This is a genomic window from Micromonospora sp. NPDC007271 (assembly GCF_040634005.1).
Classification (GTDB): Bacteria; Actinomycetota; Actinomycetes; order Mycobacteriales; family Micromonosporaceae; genus Micromonospora.
Map to the genome: position 1 here is coordinate 1 of NZ_JBEYER010000084.1, position 19121 is coordinate 19121.

Consider the following 19121-nt stretch of genomic DNA (forward strand, 5'->3'; position numbering starts at 1 on the left):
TTCTCCAGCGGCTGGCGCAGCGGCAGCGGGTCCCCGAGCAGCTTCCAACCGTCGGCCGAGGGAGGCACCCGCCGAGTGGTGGAGCGGTGAGCTGTTACCGGATCGTGGCGAGCCAGTTCTGGACGACCGGGATGTCGACCCGCTGGTAACCGCCGAGGTAACGGCAGTTGTCCGTGTAGCCGTAGCTGGTGACCGTGACCAGGTAGCCGTTGAGGAAGCTCGGGCCGCCCGAGTCACCGAAGCAGGTGCCGCCACCGCCGTGGACGTCGTTCGGGTTGCCGTTCATCTGCAGGATCTGCGGGGTGAGCTTCTGCCCCGGCGAGGTGGTGTAGCGGCGCAGCAGCGGGTAGCTCATGGGCTGCGGCTTCTGCGGGCCCGACTCCGGCTTGCGGACCTCGGTGCCGTACCCGACCACGTCGAAGATGGTCTTGTTGAGCTTCGGCTGCGCGAACTGGTCGAGGTAGTTCCTCGGCGCCACGGTCGCCGGAGCGATGCCGGTCACCGGCTTGTCCAGCACGACCACACCGACGTCGTTCCAGTTGTCCATGTCGGTGAAGTCCGAGTACTGCGGGTGGGTGTGCGCCGTGCCGGACAGGTAACCCGCCGCGGCGAGTTCCTGGGCCGTGTAGCCGGCGCTCGGGTTCGCGGCCACCGGGAACGGGCTCGGCGGCGCCTCGGCGATGACCGAGTCGAAGGTGACCAGCGTCTTGCCGACCGTGCCCTGGGTGCAGTGCGCGGCCGTGAGCAGCATGGTCGGCGAGACGAGGGTGGCCGAGCAGCGGTAGCGGCCCGTCTGGTCGTAGAACATGATCAGCCCGACGTTGGGGTGCCGGTTGCCGTCGGGTTCGCCGCCGGTGATGGCGGCTGCGGGCGAGGTGGTGGCGACCAGCGCGAACGTTGTCGCGACGATCGCGGCCAGGGTGCGACGCAGTGCTTTCATGCCGGATCATCCTGCCCAATCTCGGCGCTGACCGGAAGGCCTGGGCGGTCGGCCGAGTGGCCATACCTCGGCTCCGTTGGTGCCCGACCGACCTCCACCACTGCCCGGAAACGGGTGAGTGCTGGCGATCGTGAGCCCAATGGCGCAGGCCGCGACCTCGTCCCGCCGGCTCTGTCGGCCATTGACACCTCGTGACACGATCATCGTGCCTGCCGGCGTACGGCCCGACGGGCACGGAGAGGGGGCGCGGTGGCCGAGTTCTTTGGTACGGCACTCAGCTTCCCGACGGTGCTCTTCAGCTTCCTGCTGCTGGTCGTGGTCGGCTACTGGCTGCTCGTGCTGACCGGCGTGCTGGACTTCGGCGACGACCTCGACCTCGACGGGGTGCCCGGTGGCATACTCGCCGGCCTCGGGCTCGGCGGACTGCCCAGTGCGGTCGTGTTCTCGCTGCTCGTCGCGGTGGCCTGGTTCGTCAGCCTGGCGGGCACCGCGCTGCTCGACGGCCTCGGTCTCGGTGCGGTGGCCCGGATCGCGGTGTCGGTCGGGGTGCTGCTGGTGGCCGCGCTGTCTGCCTGGCTGGTGACCCGGCTGGCCGCCGTGCCGCTGGGTCGCCTCTTCCCGGCCGGTACGGAGTCCAGCCGGCACGCCTTCGTCGGTAGCCTCTGCACCGTCCGCACCGGCCGGGTGACCGCCGACTTCGGTCAGGCGGAGGTTGCCGCGGCCGACGGCTCCTCGGCGATCGTGCAGGTGCGCCAGCCCGGCGCCGAGCCGCTGCACGCCGGCGATCAAGCCGTCATCTACGACTATGACGTCGAGGGCGAGTTCTTCTGGGTGACACCCGCGGACTTCGCCGCCGGTCTCGACCCTTCCCGCCACGCGCCGACCTAGACGTCGTCCGTGACTGCCCGCCGCGACGGCGAGCGAACCTCTCGATCCACGCCGGACGGACACCCCCGCCGCCCGGCCCGTTCCCCGCTGCCCCGTCCTTGAAAGGAGGTCGCGCGGCGAGGGTCCGCCACACCGTCGGACCGACCCGCGCACTCAGCCATGGATGTCATCGCCACCGGGATCGGCGTACTGCTCGCCGTCCTCCTCCTCGTCGTCCTGGGCGTGATCTTCCTGATCAGCCGCCTGTTCCGGAAGGTCGAGCAGGGCAAGGCGCTGATCGTGTCGAAGGTCCGTCGGGTCGACGTCACGTTCACCGGCGCGGTCGTGCTGCCCGTGCTGCACAAGGCCGAGGTCATGGACATCTCGGTCAAGACCATCGAGATCGAACGCACCGGCCACGAGGGCCTGATCTGCCGGGACAACATCCGGGCCGACATCCGAATCACGTTCTTCGTGCGGGTCAACAAGACGATCGAGGATGTGATCAAGGTGGCCCAGGCGATCGGCACCACCCGGGCCAGCGACCGCGAGACCCTGCAGGAGCTGTTCAACGCCAAGTTCTCCGAGGCGCTGAAGACCGTCGGCAAGCAGCTCGACTTCGTCGACCTCTACACCAAGCGCGACGAGTTCCGGGACCAGATCATCCGGGTGATCGGCACCGACCTCAACGGTTACAGCCTGGAGGACGCGGCGATCGACTTCCTGGAGCAGACGCCGATGTCCCAGCTGGACGCGGCGAACATCCTCGACGCCCAGGGCATCCGCAAGATCACCGAACTGACCGCGATCGAGCACGTCCGGACCAACGAGTTCCGGCGCGGCGAGGAGAAGGAGATCACCCGCCAGAACGTCGAGGCTCGGGAGGCGATCCTGGAGCTGGAGCGACGCCAGGCGGACGCCGAGGCCAAGCAGCGCCGGGAGGTCGAGACGGTGCGCGCCCGCGAGGAAGCGGAGATCACCCGGGTCCGGGCGGAGGAGCGGCTGCGGGCCGAGACGGCGAACATCCGCACCGACGAGCAGCTGGGCGTCCAGCACGAGAACCGGGCCCGGGAGATCGCGGTCGCGGAGAAGAACCGGGAGCGGGTCATCGCGATCGAGAGCGAGCGGATCGAGAAGGACCGCCTGCTGGAGGTGATCAGCCGCGAGCGGGAGACCTCGCTGAGCACGATCGCCAAGGACAAGGAGGTCGAGGCGGAGAAGCGGGCGATGGCCGAGGTGATCCGCGAGCGGATCGCGGTGGAGAAGACCGTCGCCGAGCAGGAGGAGAACATCAAGCGCCTGCGGGTGGTCGAGGAGGCGGAGCGTACCCGCCAGGCGGTGGTGATCCAGGCCGAGGCCGAGGCCCAGGAGAACCTGGTCAAGGACATCAAGGCGGCGGAGGCCGGCGAGGCGGCGGCCAAGTTCAGGGCCCGCGAGGAGCTGGTGCTCGCCGAGGCGCGGCAGCAGGCCGCCGAGCTGGACGCCCGGGCGAAGATCCGGCTGGCCGAGGGGCTCCAGGCCGAGGCCGCGGCCGCCGGGCTGGCCGAGGTGCAGGTACGCGAGCGCAGCGCCGAGGCGATCGAGAAGGTCGGCCGGGCGCAGGCCGCCGTCGACCGGGAGAAGGCGCTGATCGCCGCCGAGGCGGTACGCGAGAAGCTGAAGGGCGAGGCCGAGGGCCTCACCGACAAGGCCGCCGCGATGGCCGCCCTGGACGACGCCACCCGGGAGCACGAGGAGTACCGGCTGCGGCTCGAGCTGGAGAAGGAGGTACGCCTGGCCGGGCTGGACGCCCAGCGGCAGGTCGCCGAGGCGCAGGCGAAGGTGGTCTCCACCGGCCTGGAGAAGGCGAACATCGACATCGTCGGTGGGGACAGCGTCTTCTTCGACCGCCTGCTCAACTCGATCTCGTTTGGCAAGAGCGTGGACGGTTTCGTCGCCCACTCCGAGGTGGCCCGGGACCTCACCCGCCCGTGGCGGGACGGCACCGCCAGCTTCACCGACGACCTGACCCGGATGCTCAGCTCCCTGAACACCGGCGACGTGCAGAACCTCACCCTTTCCGCGTTCCTTGCGCAGCAGATGCGCTCCGGCGGGGCCGACCAGGGCAAGCTGCAGGAGCTGTTGAAGGCCGCACAGCGCCTCGGCGTGGCGGACACCCCGCTGGCCGCCCTGGCCGGTCCGCGGCAGCGCGCCGGTGAGTGAGCGGGTGACCGGCTCCGGCGCCGTCCGCGCCGGGGCCGGTCCGGCCGCGCCCACCCCGGGCGGGGCCGGCACCCCGGCGAGCCCGGCGGCCACCGGAAAGGCGGCGACCGGAAACCCGGCGGCCCGGGACGCGGCGGCCGGCGGCACGGACGCCGGCGTGGGGCTGGACGCCGGCAGCTACGACGTGCTGCGGAACCGGCTGCTCGGGCAGGCCGCCGAGCTGGCCCGGCGGGCGGAGGCACTGAACGTCCGGCGGCTGGAGGTCTTCGGCAGCGCCGAGCTGCGCCTGCTGAGCACCGAGCGGATCCGCACCGGGCACAACTGCGTGCCGCGGGACATCGTCTCGGTCGGCGGTCTGATGCTCTTCGGCTACAACGTCTTCATCGGTCTCAAACCCGAGACGACGGTCGACGACGTCTTCTCGCTGCACCGCTTCACCCGCGACACCGGCACCGACGGAGACGTCTTCCGGTTCGCCCCGGCCGGCGCGGACGAGCTGCCCGGGCTGCTGCGCGACCCGCAGTTCCTGCGCGACTTCGGCGAGCTGTACCGCTACTACCGGCAGGCCCGGCTGTTGCAGTTGCGCCGCCTCGACGGCCGGCTGCTGGCAGTGTTCCAGACCGGCCCGCGGGTCGAGGACATCCGGGTGCTGCGCTGGCGGATCGGCACCGACGGCAGCGTCGAGTACCTCGACAACCGGGGCGAGCGGGAGCACGTCTTTCCACCGACGCACGACTTCGAGTGGATCGAGACCACCCGGGAGGACCACGTCCCGGGCCGGTACCCGCACATCTCCATCCAGGACGAGGTCTTCGTCGAGACGGTCGGCGGCACCCTGACGGTCAAGGTGGAGAACAACACCGAGACCGGCGAGGGCATCTACAGCGAGCCGGTGGACGAGCCGTTGCAGAGCCTGGCCGACGCCGACGTCAGCTGGGCACGGGTCGGGCCACTGATCCTGCTCAGGATGCGGCCGTACAAGGAGACCGAGTGGCGGCACCTGGTCTTCAACACCCTGACCCGGGAGGTGGTCCGGCTCGACGGGATCGGGCCGGCCTGCCAGCGGCTGCCCGAGGACCACGGGATCATCTTCCCCGGCGGCTACCACCTGGCCACCGGGGTCACCCGTACCTTCGACACCGACGTCGCCAGCCTGGAGTTCGAACGGGTCATCCGCTCGCCCAACGGCGAGGACGTCCTCTACGTCTTCCACGCCCGGGCCGAGGGACGCTCGCTGCTGCTGCCGTACAACGCCATCCGCAAGGAGGTGGCGACGCCGATCCCGTGCCACGGCTTCTCGCTCTTCGACGACGGCACCCTGGTGGTGTTCCGAGCCACCTCCGAGGAGCCGACCCGGGTCCATCCGATGCAGATCTGGCAGACACCGTACGTCTCGGACGCGTACGCCGCCGCGCAGCCCGCCGGGACCGGCCCGCTGGAACGGGTCGGCAACGCCGATCTCGTCCGGGGCATCTCCGACTGCCTCTCGGTCGCCCGGATGGTCGACGGCGCCGCCCCGGCCTCCGGGGTCTACGAGGCGCTGATCGCCGCCTGCGCCCGCATCGTGGACCACTACCACTGGCTCGCCGACGTTGACCTCGGTGACCTGCTCGCCCCGCTGGCCGAGCTGCGCCGCACCGCAGTCGCGGTCCTCGACGAGTACGAGAAGGTCCGGGCGTTGACCGAGCAGGCGCGCAGCGCGCTCGACGAGAGCGCCGCCCGGATCGCCTCACTGGCCCGCCGTGCCCGGGGCGAGGCACCGCTCTCCGCCGACGACTGGGTGACGCAGCTGGGCGGGCTGCGCCAGGCGCGCGGCCACCTGGAGACCCTGCGGGAGCTGCGGTACGTCGACCACGAGCGGGTCGCCGAGCTGGCGGCGCGGCTCGACGAGGAACTGGCCGCCGCCGGCCGCCGGGCGGTGGAGTTCCTGCGCCGGGACGACGCGTTCGCCGGCTACCAGGATGCGGTGGACCCGCTCGCCGGGCAGGCTGCCGCCATCGGGACGGTGGCCGAGGCGGTGCCGCTCCGGGACGCGCTGACCGGGCGCGCCGAGGGCCTGCAGACCATCACCGACGTGGTGGGCGGGCTGGAGATCGCCGACGCGACCGTCCGTACCGGCATCCTGGCCCGGGTCGGCGAGGTGCTCGGCAGGGTGAACCGGGCCCGCGCCGTGCTCGACAAGCGCCGCCGGGAGCTGCTGGAGGTCGAGGGCAGGGCGGGGTTCGCCGCCGAGTTCGCGCTGCTCGGACAAGCGGTGACCGGGGCGCTGGCGGCGGCCGACACCGCCGAGCGCTGCGACGAGCAGCTCGGCCGGCTGCTGCTGCGGGTGGAGGACCTGGAGTCCCGGTTCGGCGAGTTCGACGACTTCCTCGCCGAACTGGCCACCCGGCGGACCGAGATCTACGAGGCGTTCTCGTCACGCAAGCAGGCGCTGCTCGACGAGCGGGCACGCCGCGCCGACCGGCTGGTCTCCTCGGCGGACCGCATCCTGGTCAGCGTGCGGCGTCGGGTCGCCACGCTGGAGTCACTCGACGAGATCAACACGTACTTCGCGGCCGACCCGATGGTGGGCAAGCTGCGCGCGGTCGTCGACGAGCTGCGTACGCTCGGCGACCAGGTCCGGGCCGAGGAGCTGGACGGGCGGATCCGCGCCACCCGCCAGGAGGCCGCCCGCGGGCTGCGCGACCGACTCGACCTGTACGCCGACGGCGGCGAGACGATCCGGTTGGGCCGGCACCGGTTCGCCGTCAACACCCAGCCCCTCGACGTGGCCGTGGTCCCGCACGACGGCCGGTTGTCGGTCGCGGTGACCGGCACCGACTACCGCGCCCCGATCCGCGACGAGGAGTTCCAGCGCACCCGCCGGTTCTGGGATCAACTGCTGGTCTCGGAGTCGCCGCGGGTCTACCGCGCGGAGTACCTGGCCACCTCGATCCTGGCCGACGCCGAGGCAGGCTGGGCCGGGCTCACCGTGGACGGGCTGCACGCGGCGGCCGTCGACCCGGGCGAGCTGCGTACGCTGGTCCGCCGATGCGCCGAGGCCCGCTACGACGAGGGCTACGAGGGCGGCGTCCACGACCACGACGCCACCGCGATCCTGCGGGCGCTGCTGCGCCTGCACGCCGGTGCCGGGCTGCTGCGCTACCCGCCCGCGGCCCGGGCCGCGGCGCAGCTGTTCTGGCGGTTCGGCACCGACGAGCCGGCCCGGCGCTCGTGGACGGCGCGGGCCGCGTCGCTGGCCCGGTCCCGGGCGCGCTTCGGCCGCCCGCCGTCGCCGCCCGCCGTCGACTCCGCGCCAGCCGGCGAGGGCACCGTCGACTCCGCGCCGGCCGGCGCGGCCGCCGGGGCCGGGCCCCGGCCGGCCGGTGACGCGATCGACCGGCTGCACGCCGAGCTGGCCGCCGAGATCGGCCGGTTCCTGCGGGACGCCGGGCTGACCGGGCCGGCCGGCGAGGCCGAGCTGGCCGGCGAGTACCTCTTCGAGGAACTGTCCCAGCGGCCCGCCGGCTTCGTCACCGGCGCCGCGGCCCGCGCCCTGCTCGACCGGTTCCGGCGTGCCCTCGGCGGCCCGCGGTCGCCGTCGGCGCGGGAGTTCGACGACGACCTGCGGGCGCTCGACGGCGACCTGGCGAGCCGGCACCAGCTCGTCGAGGCGTGGCTGACCGCCTTCCTCGCCACCGACGCCGGCTCGCTGTCCGGGTACGACCTGCCGGAGGCGGTCGCCGTCGAGCTGTGCGGCGCGGAGCTGCCCCGGCACGAGGCGACAGCGAGCATGTCCGAGACGGTCGGCGGGCTGCTCGGCGCGCACCCGCGGATCGACGGGTCGGCGATCACGCTGCGCCTGGACGAGACGCTGGCCCGCACCCGCCGATTCCGCACCGAGCTGGTGCCGGCGTACCGGGACTACCAGCGCCGGCGCAACGCACTGGTGGCGGCCGAGCGGGACCGGTTGCGGCTGGCGGAGTACCGGCCGAACGTCATGAGCGGCTTCGTGCGCAACCGTCTCCTCGACGAGGTCTACCTGCCGCTGATCGGCGACAACCTGGCCCGGCAGCTCGGCGCGACCGGTGACGCCAAACGGGTGGACCAGTCCGGCCTGCTCCTGCTGATCTCGCCGCCCGGCTACGGCAAGACCACCCTGATGGAGTACGTGGCCAGCCGGCTCGGGCTGGTCTTCGTGAAGGTCAACGGGCCGGCCCTGGGCGCGGCGGTCACCTCGCTCGACCCGGCGCAGGCGCCCGACGCGACCGCCCGGCAGGAGGTGGAGAAGATCTCCTTCGCCCTCGAGCTGGGCAACAACGTCCTGCTCTACCTCGACGACATTCAGCACACCTCCCCGGAGCTGCTGCAGAAGTTCATCCCGCTCTGCGACGGGCAGCGCCGGATGGAGGGGGTCTGGGCGGGCCGGACCCGCACGTACGACCTGCGCGGCAAGCGGTTCGCGGTGTGCATGGCCGGCAACCCGTACACCGAGTCGGGGCAGCGGTTCCGGGTGCCGGACATGCTCGCCAACCGGGCCGACGTGTGGAACCTCGGCGACGTCCTCTCCGGCCGGGAGGAGGTGTTCGCGCTCAGTTACCTGGAGAACGCGCTCACCTCGAACCCGGTCCTGGCGCCGCTCGCCGGGCGGGACCGGGGCGACGTCGAGCTGCTGGTCCGGATGGCGCGCGGCGACGACACGGCCCGGGCGGACAAGCTCGCCCACCCGTACTCGCCGGTGGAGCTGGAGCAGATCATCGCGGTGCTGCGCAAGCTGCTGCGGGTACAGCGGGTGGTGCTGGCCAACAACCAGGCGTACATCGCCTCCGCCGCCCAGTCGGACGACGCCCGCACCGAGCCGCCGTTCCAGCTGCAGGGCTCGTACCGCAACATGAACAAGCTCGCCGAGCGGATCGTCCCGGTGCTCACCGACGACGAGCTGGAGGCGGTCATCGACGACCACTACCTGGCCGAGGCGCAGACCCTGGCCTCCGGCGCGGAGGCCAACCTGCTCAAACTCGCCGAGCTGCGGGGCCGGCTGACGCCGGCCCAGGCGCGGCGGTGGGCCGAGGTGAAGGCGGGGTTCCAGCGGGCCCGAGCGCTCGGTGGCGCCTCGGACGACCCGGTCGACCGCGCGGTGGGGGCGCTCGGCCTGCTCGCGGACCGGATCGGCGGGGTGGAAGCGGCGATCGGCCGCGCCGTCGGCCGGGACTGACCCGACGACCGCACACTGTCCGGAGCTGGACCCGGAAAGGAAGGTGCCCCGGCGACCACGGTCGCCGGGGCACCTCTTCATCCGGCGATCAGCGCAGCTCGTACGCCCGGATGACGGTCTGGTCGAAGGTGTTGCCCTTCGCGTCCGCTCCCGACGCCTTGAGCGACACGAAGCCGCCCGCCTTCGGGTGCGGAACCTGGACCTGCCACGACCCACCGCGCTTCTGCGCCGGCACCGTCGTCCAGGTCTTCCCGTCGTCGTACGACGCCTGCACGGCCAGCTTGACCACCGGCCCCGAGCCCTCGGTCTGGGTGATCGTCACCGGGTAGACACCCACGCCACCGGCCTTGCCGACGTTGTGGTCGTCGAGCGGCGGCGCGAAGCTGACCGCGGTCAGCGGCAGCGCCTTGAGCGTGTCGGTGTGCGCCGAGCGGAACGTCCAGCTCACCGACAGCTTGGTGGTCAGGCGCGAGTCGCGCTCCAGGCTGCCGTCGAAGCGGAACGTCGCGGCGGCCGGGTCCACGTCCTCGGCGTACGCGAACGGGCCCTGACCGGACTCGGCGACCAGCTCGCCGTTGCGGTAGAGCGCCCCGTGGCCCGAGGTGATCTGCCCGAAGCCGGCCCGGCCCTGGCCGTCGCCGAGCAGCCCGGGCGAGATGGACATGAGGTCGCCCTCGCGCAGCGCCGGCACGGCACCGGAGTGGAACGGCGCCACGCTCGGCCCGAACACACCCTTGTTCCACTGCTCGTGGTAGGTGCGCCCGGCGCGGTAGGTGGTGGCCAGCCCGCCCTGGTCGGCCAGCGTCTCCGGCCACTCGTCGCCCTCGGCCGGCAGCTCCACGATCAACTCGTTCTGCCACGGCGCGTCACCCGCGTAGAGTTCGGTGCGGGTGAACGGGAGCGGAGTGGCCCAGCCGACCGCCCAGCCGCCACCGCTGCCAGGTGGTACGAAGAAGGACAGCTTCACGCCGTTCGTGCCCTTCACCACGGCCGCGTGCGAGGCCTGCACCGTGGCGAAGTCCTCCGGCCGCAGGTGCTTGACCAGCCCGCCGAGCAGGCCGTTCCGACTGTGCCAGCCGACGTTGTAGACGAACGGGGAGCCCGACAGGCCACCCTCCTCGTCCATCTCGGCCAGCGTGCCGCTGAGCTGCGAGCTCAGGCCCTTCGCCGGCTTGGGACCGACCAGCTTGCTGAATACCGAGGCGAAGCCGTCGCCGGCGGCCCCGACGTCGATGCTGAAGCCCGTGCCCTCGGCGTAGTGCGCGTCGAGCGAGGCCAGCAGCGGCACCGCGTTCGGGTCGGGCACCGTCACGTCGAAGCCCTTCGCGCCGCGGGCGTCCATCGACACCGTCTCCGGCCCGCTGACGGACAGCTTCGGATACATCAGCTGCGAGGTGCTGTAGCCGTCCCCGCTCTCCTCGCCCACCCAGCTGAACGCGAAGTACTCGCCCGGAGGCAGGCGCAGGTCGCTGCTCGCGCCGAAGACCAGGTACTCCCGGTAGTCGCTCTTGCGCAGAAGCACCGTGAACGCGTCGTCGGCCGGGTCGCCGTCGCGCTCGGTCGCGGTGACCTTCACCGGGTACTTGAGCTCCTCGCGTACGACGCCGAAGGGCGTCTGCACCGAGACGCCCGCCGCGGTCGCGGTGACCTGGCCGCCGAGGCCGCCGGTCACGTCACCACCCTGGCGGGTGTCGGCGGTCAGCGTCACCGAGGACTGCCCGCCGGCCGGCACGGTCACCGTGTCGGCGCTGAGCGAGAAGATCCCGGCCGGCGCGGCCGTGGTCAGCGCGAGCCGCAGGGTCACCGCGGCGCCACCGCTGTTGTGGTACGTGATGGTGCTGCTGCGCACCTCGTCCTCGTCGTGCGGCCACTCCTGCAACCCGAACGTCACCGACGTCGGCGTGGTCGTGACCTGCTGGGTGATCGCGCGGGCCACGTCCACCCGGCCCGCGCCCTGCGCGAACACGCCGACGCCGCTGGACGGCTTGGCCGAAGCCATGAGCGCCGCCTTGAGCTGCGCGGCGGCCCACTGCGGGTGCGCCTGGCGGAGCAGCGCGGCCGCGCCCGCGACGTGCGGGGTCGCCATCGACGTGCCGTTCAGCGGCATGTACAGCTGACCCGGTTCGCCGAGGAAGCCGTCCTTGCTGCGGGCCGCGACGATGTCGACGCCGGGTGCGGCGATCTCGGGCTTCACCGCCCAGCCGTCGGCGCTGGGGCCCCGGCTGGAGAACTCGGCGAGCTCGTCGGACTTGGTGAACGCCGCGACGGCCAGCGCCGCCTCGGCGGTCGCCGGGGAGCCGACGGTCTCTTCCGCGCCGTCGTTGCCCGCCGCGATGACGAACAGCGTGCCGTGCCGTGCGGTGAGGCTGTTGACGGCTTCCTCGAGCGGGTCGACCTCGGGGCTGTTCGGCCCGCCGAGGCTCATGTTGACGACGTTCGCCCCGGACTCGGCGGCCCACTGCATGCCGGCCACGATCCAGGACTCCAGGCAGCCGAACTGGACGCAGACCTTGCCGTCGAGCAGGGACGCGCCGGGGGCGGCGCCCTTGTACTTCCCGCCGGAGCCGGCGCCGCTGCCCGCGATGGTGGAGGCGACGTGGGTGCCGTGGCCGACGCGGTCGCGGTCGTCCTCGGCGCCCTCGGTGAAGTTCTGTCGCGCCGACACCTTGCCGGCCAGGTCAGGATGGGCGGCGTCGATGCCCGTGTCGAGCACCGCGACACGCACCCCGGTGCCGTCGAAGCCGGCCGACCAGGCCGCCGGCGCGCCGATCAGGGGGACGCTCTGGTCCAGCGCCGGCTCGCGTACGGCGTCGAGCCAGATCTTGCCCGCGGTCAGCTTGGTGCGGGTCGCCTGCCAGCGGGACGCGAGCGAGTCGGTGGGTGCCTCGGCGGTGAAGCCCCGCACGGCGGGCAGCCGCCGCTGCGGCGACAGGCCGGGCGCGGTGGCGGCGCCGGAGACGATAAGCCGCATCGACGACGGGCGCGCGGCCTGCGCCGCGAGCAGTTCGGTCAGGTCGAACAGCCGCCGGTCGAGCCGGTCCGCCCGCAGCAGCGGCACCGCGTCGGACGGGATGACGTACCGGTGATCCCCGGTCCGGTAGCTGTGGAAGGTGACACCCTTACGCGGCGCGACGCTGACGCGGCCGTCGCCGAACACGGTCACCCGGTCGCCCGTGATCAGCGACACCGTCCGCGCCTCGGCGGTGGCGGGTGCCCGCTTGACCGCCTGTGGTGCGGTCTTCTGCTCGGCGACTGCGGCGCCGGGCGCTGCCACCAGCACCGCAGCGACGATCCCGCCGGCCAACGACATTCTTCTGCTTCTTCGCATTGCCTCCCCGTCCTTCGAGCGGTCCACCTCGACCGTCTCTTGTAGAGACGCCGCGAACGTTGAATGCGTTGCGTCGGGCGGTGAGTTATTTCCCGGGCCTTTGACGGGCGGACGGCCTCCCGGAATTCATCAGGCGACCCAGGATCGGCATCCGGGCCCGGCGTGACCTCCGCGCGACCATGCCGGTCACCCGCGCCGGGGCCGCGGTGTCGGGGGGACGACCGAAGCGGCATCATGGCCCGATGACCGGTCCCGCTCGTCCGCCCCTGGCCGTGCTCGACGCGGTGCTGGAGCGGTTGACCTACGTCAACGAGGAGACGGGTTACACCGTCGCCCGCGTCGCCACCGACCGCGGTTCCGACCTGTTGACGGTGGTCGGTGCGTTGTTGGGCGCGCAGCCGGGGGAGAGCCTGCGGCTGCGCGGGCGCTGGTCCTCGCACCCGAAGTACGGCCGGCAGTTCGAGGTCGACTCCTACACCACCGTGCTGCCGGCCACCATCCAGGGCATCCGGCGCTACCTCGGCTCCGGTCTGGTCAAGGGCATCGGGCCGGTGTTCGCCGAGCGGATCGTGGCGCACTTCGGGCTGGACACGCTGCGCGTGATCGAGGAGGAACCCGCCCGGCTGGTGGAGGTGCCCGGGTTGGGGCCGAAACGCACCGCGAAGATCACCGCGGCGTGGGCGGAGCAGAAGGCCGTCAAGGAGGTGATGGTCTTCCTGCAGGGCGTCGGCGTGTCGACGTCCCTGGCGGTGCGGATCTACAAGCAGTACGGCGACGCGTCCGTCGATGTCGTGTCGAAGGAGCCGTATCGGCTGGCCGCGGACGTGTGGGGCATCGGCTTCAAGACCGCCGACACGATCGCCCAAGCCGTCGGGATCCCCCATGACAGCCCGCAGCGGATCATGGCGGGCCTGCAGTACACCCTGTCCGAGGCCACCGACGACGGGCACTGCTACCTGCCCGAACCGCAGCTGGTCGCCGACGCCACGAAGATCCTCGACGTGCCCGGCGACCTCGTCGCCCGCTGCCTCGCCGACCTGGTCACCGACGAGGGTGTCGTCCGCGAGACGTTGACCGGCGGCGACGGCGAGCCGGTGCAGGCGGTGTACCTGGTGCCGTTCCACCGCGCCGAGCGGTCCCTCGCCAACTCCCTGCTACGCCTGCTCCATGACCGGGCCGATCGGCTGCCCCACTTTGCGACCGTCGACTGGGGCAGGGCCCTGACCTGGCTGAAGGCGCGCACCGGCGCGGACCTGGCCCCCGAGCAGGAACAAGCCGTCCGCCTCGCGCTCACCTCGAAGGTCGCGGTGCTCACGGGCGGGCCGGGCTGCGGCAAGAGCTTCACCGTCCGCTCGATCGTCGAGCTCGCCGCCGCCAAGCAAGCCAAGGTCACTCTCGTCGCGCCGACCGGCCGCGCCGCCAGGCGCCTTTCGGAACTGACCGGCCACCCCGCCGCCACCGTGCACCGGCTGCTGCAGCTACGCCCCGGCGGCGAACCCTCCCACGATCGGGACAACCCCCTCGACGTCGACCTCCTCGTCGTCGACGAGGCCTCCATGCTCGACCTGATCCTCGCGAACAAGCTCGTCAAGGCCGTCCCACCCGGCGCCCATCTGCTCCTCGTCGGCGACGTCGACCAGCTTCCCTCCGTCGGCGCCGGCGAGGTGCTGCGCGACCTGCTCGCCGCCCCCGCCATCCCGCGGGTGCGGTTGACGCAGATCTTCCGCCAGGCCGCCCAGTCCGGCGTCGTCACCAACGCCCACCGGATCAACGCCGGCCGCCCGCCCCTCCTCCAGGGCCTGCCGGACTTCTTCCTGTTCGCCTGCGACGACACCGACGCCACCGCCGCCCTCACCGTCGACGTCGCCTGCACCCGCGTCCCCGCGAAGTTCGGCCTCGACCCCCGCCGGGACGTGCAGGTCCTCACTCCCATGCACCGTGGTCCCGCCGGCGCCGGCGCCCTCAACACGCTGCTGCAACAACAACTCACCCCGCACCGGGAGGGGCAGCCCGAGCGGCGCGCGGGTGGGCGGGTGTTCCGCGTCGGCGACAAGGTCACCCAGATCCGCAACAACTACGACAAGGGCCAGTCCGGCGTCTTCAACGGCACCCTCGGCATCGTCACCGCGCTCTCTCCCGAGGACCAGGCGCTCACCGTACGCACCGACGAGGACGAGAACATCGACTACGACTTCGACGAGCTCGACGAACTCGCGCACGCCTACGCCATGACCATCCACCGTTCCCAGGGCTCCGAGTACCCCGCCGTCGTCATCCCCCTGACCACCAGCGCGTGGATGATGTTGCAACGCAACCTGCTCTACACCGCCGTCACCCGCGCCCGGCAACTCGTCGTCCTCGTCGGCTCCCGCCGCGCCCTCGCCGCCGCCGTCCGCACCGTCGGCGCCGGCCGCCGCCACACCGCCCTCAACCACCGCCTCACCTGAAAATGCCCATCCGCGGTGACCCCACCCGGGTACGAGGGCGAGGATGATACCGGGGAGTGACGCGAATCAGTGGAGCCGTTTCCCACCGTCGAGCGCGTGAAGAAGATTCTTGCCGGTTTCGGGATGCTGCTCGGGCTCTATCTGATCGCTCGAGCAGCCGCCGAGCCGTTCGTGATCGACGTGACCGATCCGGCCAGCTACCGGCTGGACTGGGGCGGCCCGAGTCTGGCCGGCGTGCTGCTGGTCCACTGCGGGCCGGGCCTCGTCTCCGCGGCGTTGATCGGGCTCGGCGTACGTTCATGGTGGCGAGGCCGGGCGGCAGCGCGGGCCGCCCGGGCCGCCCGGGCCGGTCGGTGAAGTGTCTCCGTCGATCAGATGGTGATCACGCCCGCCGGGCGGCGGTGGGCCGGCCCTCGGCCTCGGCGAGCACCTCGCTCAGCGCATGCGACGTCTGGCGGACGATCCCCGGGTTGGTGTCCCAGTAGTACGGCAACGCAATCACCGCCTGGAGCAGCGCCCACCCGCGTCCGCGCAGCCAGGTGGCATCGTCCACGGCCAGTTCGGCGCGGAATCGCTGCCGGCTGGGGCCGGAGAAGACGTTCCAGGCCGGCTGCAGGTCGCAGGCCGGGTCGCCGACGTTGAGACCGCCGAAGTCGATGATCGCGGACAGGCGACCCTTCACGACCAGCAGGTTGCCGGGCAACAGGTCCCCGTGGACCCACACTCCCGGCCGGCCCCACGCCGGGACGTCCAACGAATCCTGCCAGGCGCGCAGCGTCGCGGCGCCGTCGACGCGGTCACCGAGCTGCGCCACCGCCCGGCGTACGCCCTCATCGAGCTCGGCCAGGTCGCAGCCCCGGCCGCGGGGTGGCCGCGGGAACGCGCCGGTGGTGTCGATCCGTTGCAGCGCGGCGATGAACGCGGCCAGGTCGACCGCCGCCTGGTCCAGGTCGTCGATGGTCCCGTTGGCGTTCTCGCCGGGCAGCCACTCGTACACCGACCAGTCGAAGGGGTAGCCCTCGGCGGGCTGCCCCGTGGCCAGCGGAACGGGCAGGGCGAGCGGCAGGTGTGGGGCCAGTCGGGGGAGCCACTCGGCCTCCCGCGCGGCCTGCGTGGTGGCCCAGCCGATCCGGGGCAGCCGGACCGCCAGGTCCTCGCCGAGCCGGTAGATGTCGTGGTCGGTGCCGTACGAGGGGACCAACCGGATCGGCAGGCCGGCCCAGTGCGGGAACTGGCCGGCGAGCAGCCGCCGGACCAGGTCGCTGCCGGTCTCCACCTCGTCGGCGTGCATCCTCGTCCGGCCCACGGCGCTCATCCTCGCCCGGTCCTGGCCGGGCCGACAACCGGATTTGGCGCAGGCCGCACCTCGCTCATTGATTCCGGTGCGGGGGCCGGGAGACCCGACGTTCCTGCGCTGGCGCCCCGGCACCACGGTGGTACGAGTGGACAGCAGGCTCGACGTACCCCGGGCCGTGTACGAGCACGCGGTCATCTGCGAGTACGCCCACGAACGGCTCACACAACTCGCCGCGCGGCAGGTCAGCCACCACGAGAGCCCGACGGGATCCCGGAGGGAGGATGTTCCTCGGACCAGCGGGCCTACTTCGTGGTGCCCAGTGCCTCGCGCATCCGGTTGATCTCAGCGCTCTGCTCCGCGATGACGCTGCTGGCCATCTCGTTGATGATGCCGTCGACTCCGATCGCCAGCACCTCGCTCGCCATGTCGATCGCACCCTGATGGTGCTCCACCATCATGGCGACGAACATCCGGTCGAACTCGGCGCCCCGGGCGCCGGCAAGCCGGTCCATTGCCTCCGCCGACTGCATGCCGGCCATGCCGTGCTGGTGGCGACCGCCGGAGTTCCGGTCCAGGCCCCGGTCTGTCAGCCAGGTCTCCAGGGTCTTGATCTCCGGTTCCTGGGCCGCCAGGATCCGGTCAGCGATGATCTTGAGCTGCGGGTTCTCTCCCCGGTCCGCCACCAGCCTGGCCATCACGAGCGCCTGCTCGTGATGCGGAATCATCATCGTCACGAACCGGATGTCGGCGTTGTTGTGCGACCGGCGCGGTAGGGGCGACACCTCGTTGGCCGCAAGGGTCTTCGCCGGCTCACCGGGGGCCCCGGGCATCAGCACCGGTGCGGTGGCGTCCGGCAGACCGGGCAGGGCGAGCGATTCCGGCGGGTTCCCCGTCGCCGCCGGCTTCGGCGGGTCGTCGGGCCACCAGGCGACCGCCGCCACCCCGACGGCCACCAACGCGAGCACGACCAGCTCGGCCAGCACAATCCCCCGCGACCGCCCAAAATGAGCCCGGATCCGCACACCTAGCACAACTCGACTCCTGCCGTCCGTCGAAGGATGGCCGGGATCGTAACGCGGCGTTGACCTGCGCCGGGAGATCGCGGGGAGCGAAAAGATTCGATTTGGTCTCACCTGCGGTAAACGCGCCGCCAGGCGCCCACCACATTCACCGAACCGTGACCGCAGGCGGGGCTTGAGTGTGACCCAGGTCACAATCCTGTGTCGAGCGCCGGGTTATCGTCCCGCTACCCTGCTCAACCCCATGACGAAGGGTGTCCATCCATGTTCGAACCAACCCCACGAGGGAGCCGAAGGCTGGCCACCAGCCTTGCCGCCACAGGCGCTCTTCTCCTCACCGGCGTCGCGGCTGCGGCACCGGCGAGCGCCACCGAGTCCACCGACGTCTGCGAATCGTTCCGGGCTGCCGGAGACAACTTCGCCGAGTACTGCATCGGCGAGGAGGCGGCCAACGACGTCACCGCCACCAACACCATCCCGGGCGTCGACGAGATCGCCAGCACCGCCAACATCCGGCAGATCGCCAACATCCCGAAGTTCGGCGGCTTCGCCAGCGAGGGGGCGTACAACTCGGACCTGGCGTTCCAGGGCAACTACGTCTTCGCCGGCAACTACGAGGGCTTCAACGTCTTCGACGTCAGCAACCCCACCTCGCCTCAGGTGGTCAGCCAGGTGGTCTGCTCCGGCTCGCAGGGCGACCCGTCCGTCTTCGGCAACCTCCTGTTCCTCGCGGTCGACCAGCCGCGGACCAACGACTCCTGCACCAGCGCGATCGGGTCCGTGGCCAACCCGGCCCACTGGGAGGGTGTGCGGATCTTCGACATCAGCGACAAGGCGAACCCGCGGTACATCAAGTCGGTCCGGACCGACTGCGGTTCGCACACCCAGACGCTGGTGCCGAGCAAGGACGGCAAGAGCGTCTACGTCTACGTGCAGTCGTACAGCCCGTCGGGCACCGCCGCGTACTGCAAGACGCCACACGACAAGATCTCCATCATCAAGGTGCCGGTGAACGACCCGACCAGCGCTGCCGTGGTGGCCACCCCGGTTCTCTTCCCGGGAAGCACCGGCGCCAACTCCACCAGCGGCTGCCACGACATCACCGCCTACCCGGATCTTGACCTGGCCGCCGGCGCCTGCATGGGCGACGGCGTCCTGATGGACATCTCCGACCGGGAGGCGCCTCGGATCATCAGCCAGGTCCGGGACACGAACTTCGCGTTCTGGCACTCGGCCACGTTCAACAACGCCGGCACCAAGGTGATCTTCACCGACGAGCTCGGCGGCGGCAGCAGCGCTATCTGCACCAGCAGCTACCGGACCAACCAGGGCGCGGACGCGATCTACGACATCGTCGGGTCCGGTGCCGACCGCAAGCTCGTCTTCAAGAGCTACTTCAAGATCCCGCGGTTGAACACCACGCTGGAGAACTGCGTGGCGCACAACGGCTCCCTGATCCCCGCCATGGGTCGCGACGTCATGGTTCAGGCGTGGTACCAGGGCGGCATCTCGGTGATCGACTTCACCGACTCGGCCAACCCGGTCGAGATCGCCTACTGGGAGCGGGGCCCGCTCTCGGAGACCCGCCGCATCCTCGGTGGCGCCTGGTCGACGTACTACCACAACGGATACATCTACTCGAACGACATTCAGAAGGGCCTCGACGTCCTCAAGCTGGACGACCCGCGGACGAACAACGCCCGCGCGATCTCCTTCGGTGAGCTGAACGTGCAGACGCAGCCCAGCTACCCGGCCTGCACCAAGGTGCTGCGCAACCGGCAGAACGGCGGCCTCGACATCACGTCCGGCATCACCTGCCTGGACGGG

General features: G+C 71.6%; 9 protein-coding genes and 1 pseudogene. 6 read left to right on the forward strand and 4 right to left on the reverse strand.

Annotated features, from left to right (window positions below; genetic code table 11):
* Window positions 1-94: 94 nt before the first annotated feature.
* On the reverse strand, window positions 95-940 hold the full coding sequence (locus tag ABZ570_RS25475; protein WP_358068537.1) for a trypsin-like serine protease: 846 nt from the start codon (window positions 938-940) through the stop codon (window positions 95-97).
* 249 nt (window positions 941-1189) lie between these two features.
* Here ABZ570_RS25475 and ABZ570_RS25480 point away from each other — a divergent pair, with 249 nt between their 5' ends.
* The 3 genes from ABZ570_RS25480 to ABZ570_RS25490 all read left to right on the forward strand — a co-directional run bounded on the left by ABZ570_RS25480 (window position 1190) and on the right by ABZ570_RS25490 (window position 9203).
* Complete coding sequence (locus tag ABZ570_RS25480) at window positions 1190-1828, forward strand: hypothetical protein (protein ID WP_358068540.1); 639 nt, start codon at window positions 1190-1192, stop codon at window positions 1826-1828.
* 159 nt (window positions 1829-1987) lie between these two features.
* Entirely contained in the window at window positions 1988-4009 is a 2022-nt protein-coding gene (locus ABZ570_RS25485) for a flotillin family protein (RefSeq protein ID WP_358068543.1), read from the forward strand.
* The gene (locus ABZ570_RS25490; RefSeq protein WP_358068546.1) at window positions 4002-9203 is read left to right on the forward strand and encodes a DNA repair ATPase; all 5202 of its coding nucleotides are present in this window, start codon (window positions 4002-4004) and stop codon (window positions 9201-9203) included. Before ABZ570_RS25485 ends, ABZ570_RS25490 begins: the two co-directional genes overlap by 8 nt.
* An 88-nt stretch (window positions 9204-9291) precedes the next feature.
* Here ABZ570_RS25490 and ABZ570_RS25495 read toward each other — a convergent pair whose 3' ends face one another.
* Window positions 9292-12513 carry a S8 family serine peptidase gene (locus ABZ570_RS25495; RefSeq protein WP_358068549.1) on the reverse strand — a complete coding sequence of 1074 codons (3222 nt, stop codon included), beginning with the start codon at window positions 12511-12513 and terminating at the stop codon, window positions 9292-9294.
* 260 nt (window positions 12514-12773) lie between these two features.
* Here ABZ570_RS25495 and ABZ570_RS25500 point away from each other — a divergent pair, with 260 nt between their 5' ends.
* Window positions 12774-14978 (forward strand): ATP-dependent RecD-like DNA helicase, encoded by a 2205-nt coding sequence (locus ABZ570_RS25500; protein ID WP_358068552.1) that lies wholly within the window; start codon window positions 12774-12776, stop codon window positions 14976-14978.
* Between the two features lie 96 nt (window positions 14979-15074).
* Window positions 15075-15335, forward strand: a complete 261-nt coding sequence (locus ABZ570_RS25505) for a hypothetical protein (protein ID WP_358068555.1) — start codon at window positions 15075-15077, stop codon at window positions 15333-15335.
* A 25-nt stretch (window positions 15336-15360) separates the two neighbouring features.
* On the opposite strand, the gene ABZ570_RS25510 is transcribed toward ABZ570_RS25505, so the two are convergent.
* Window positions 15361-16284, reverse strand: a complete 924-nt coding sequence (locus ABZ570_RS25510; protein ID WP_358068558.1) for an aminoglycoside phosphotransferase family protein — start codon at window positions 16282-16284, stop codon at window positions 15361-15363.
* A gap of 293 nt (window positions 16285-16577) precedes the next feature.
* Window positions 16578-17258, reverse strand: a complete 681-nt coding sequence (locus ABZ570_RS25515; protein ID WP_358068561.1) for a DUF305 domain-containing protein — start codon at window positions 17256-17258, stop codon at window positions 16578-16580.
* Window positions 17259-17558: 300 nt separating this feature from the next.
* On the opposite strand from ABZ570_RS25515, the pseudogene ABZ570_RS25520 reads away from it, so the two are divergent.
* Window positions 17559-19034, forward strand: a pseudogene (locus ABZ570_RS25520) (hypothetical protein); the annotation flags it as partial.
* Window positions 19035-19121 lie beyond the last annotated feature (87 nt).

Coding starts and splice junctions, on each gene's coding strand:
- ABZ570_RS25475 (WP_358068537.1), bottom strand. CDS start 940: ATGAAAGCACTGCGTCGCACCCTGGCCGCGATCGTCGCGACAACGTTC.
- ABZ570_RS25485 (WP_358068543.1), top strand. CDS start 1,988: ATGGATGTCATCGCCACCGGGATCGGCGTACTGCTCGCCGTCCTCCTC.
- ABZ570_RS25495 (WP_358068549.1), bottom strand. CDS start 12,513: ATGTCGTTGGCCGGCGGGATCGTCGCTGCGGTGCTGGTGGCAGCGCCC.
- ABZ570_RS25500 (WP_358068552.1), top strand. CDS start 12,774: ATGACCGGTCCCGCTCGTCCGCCCCTGGCCGTGCTCGACGCGGTGCTG.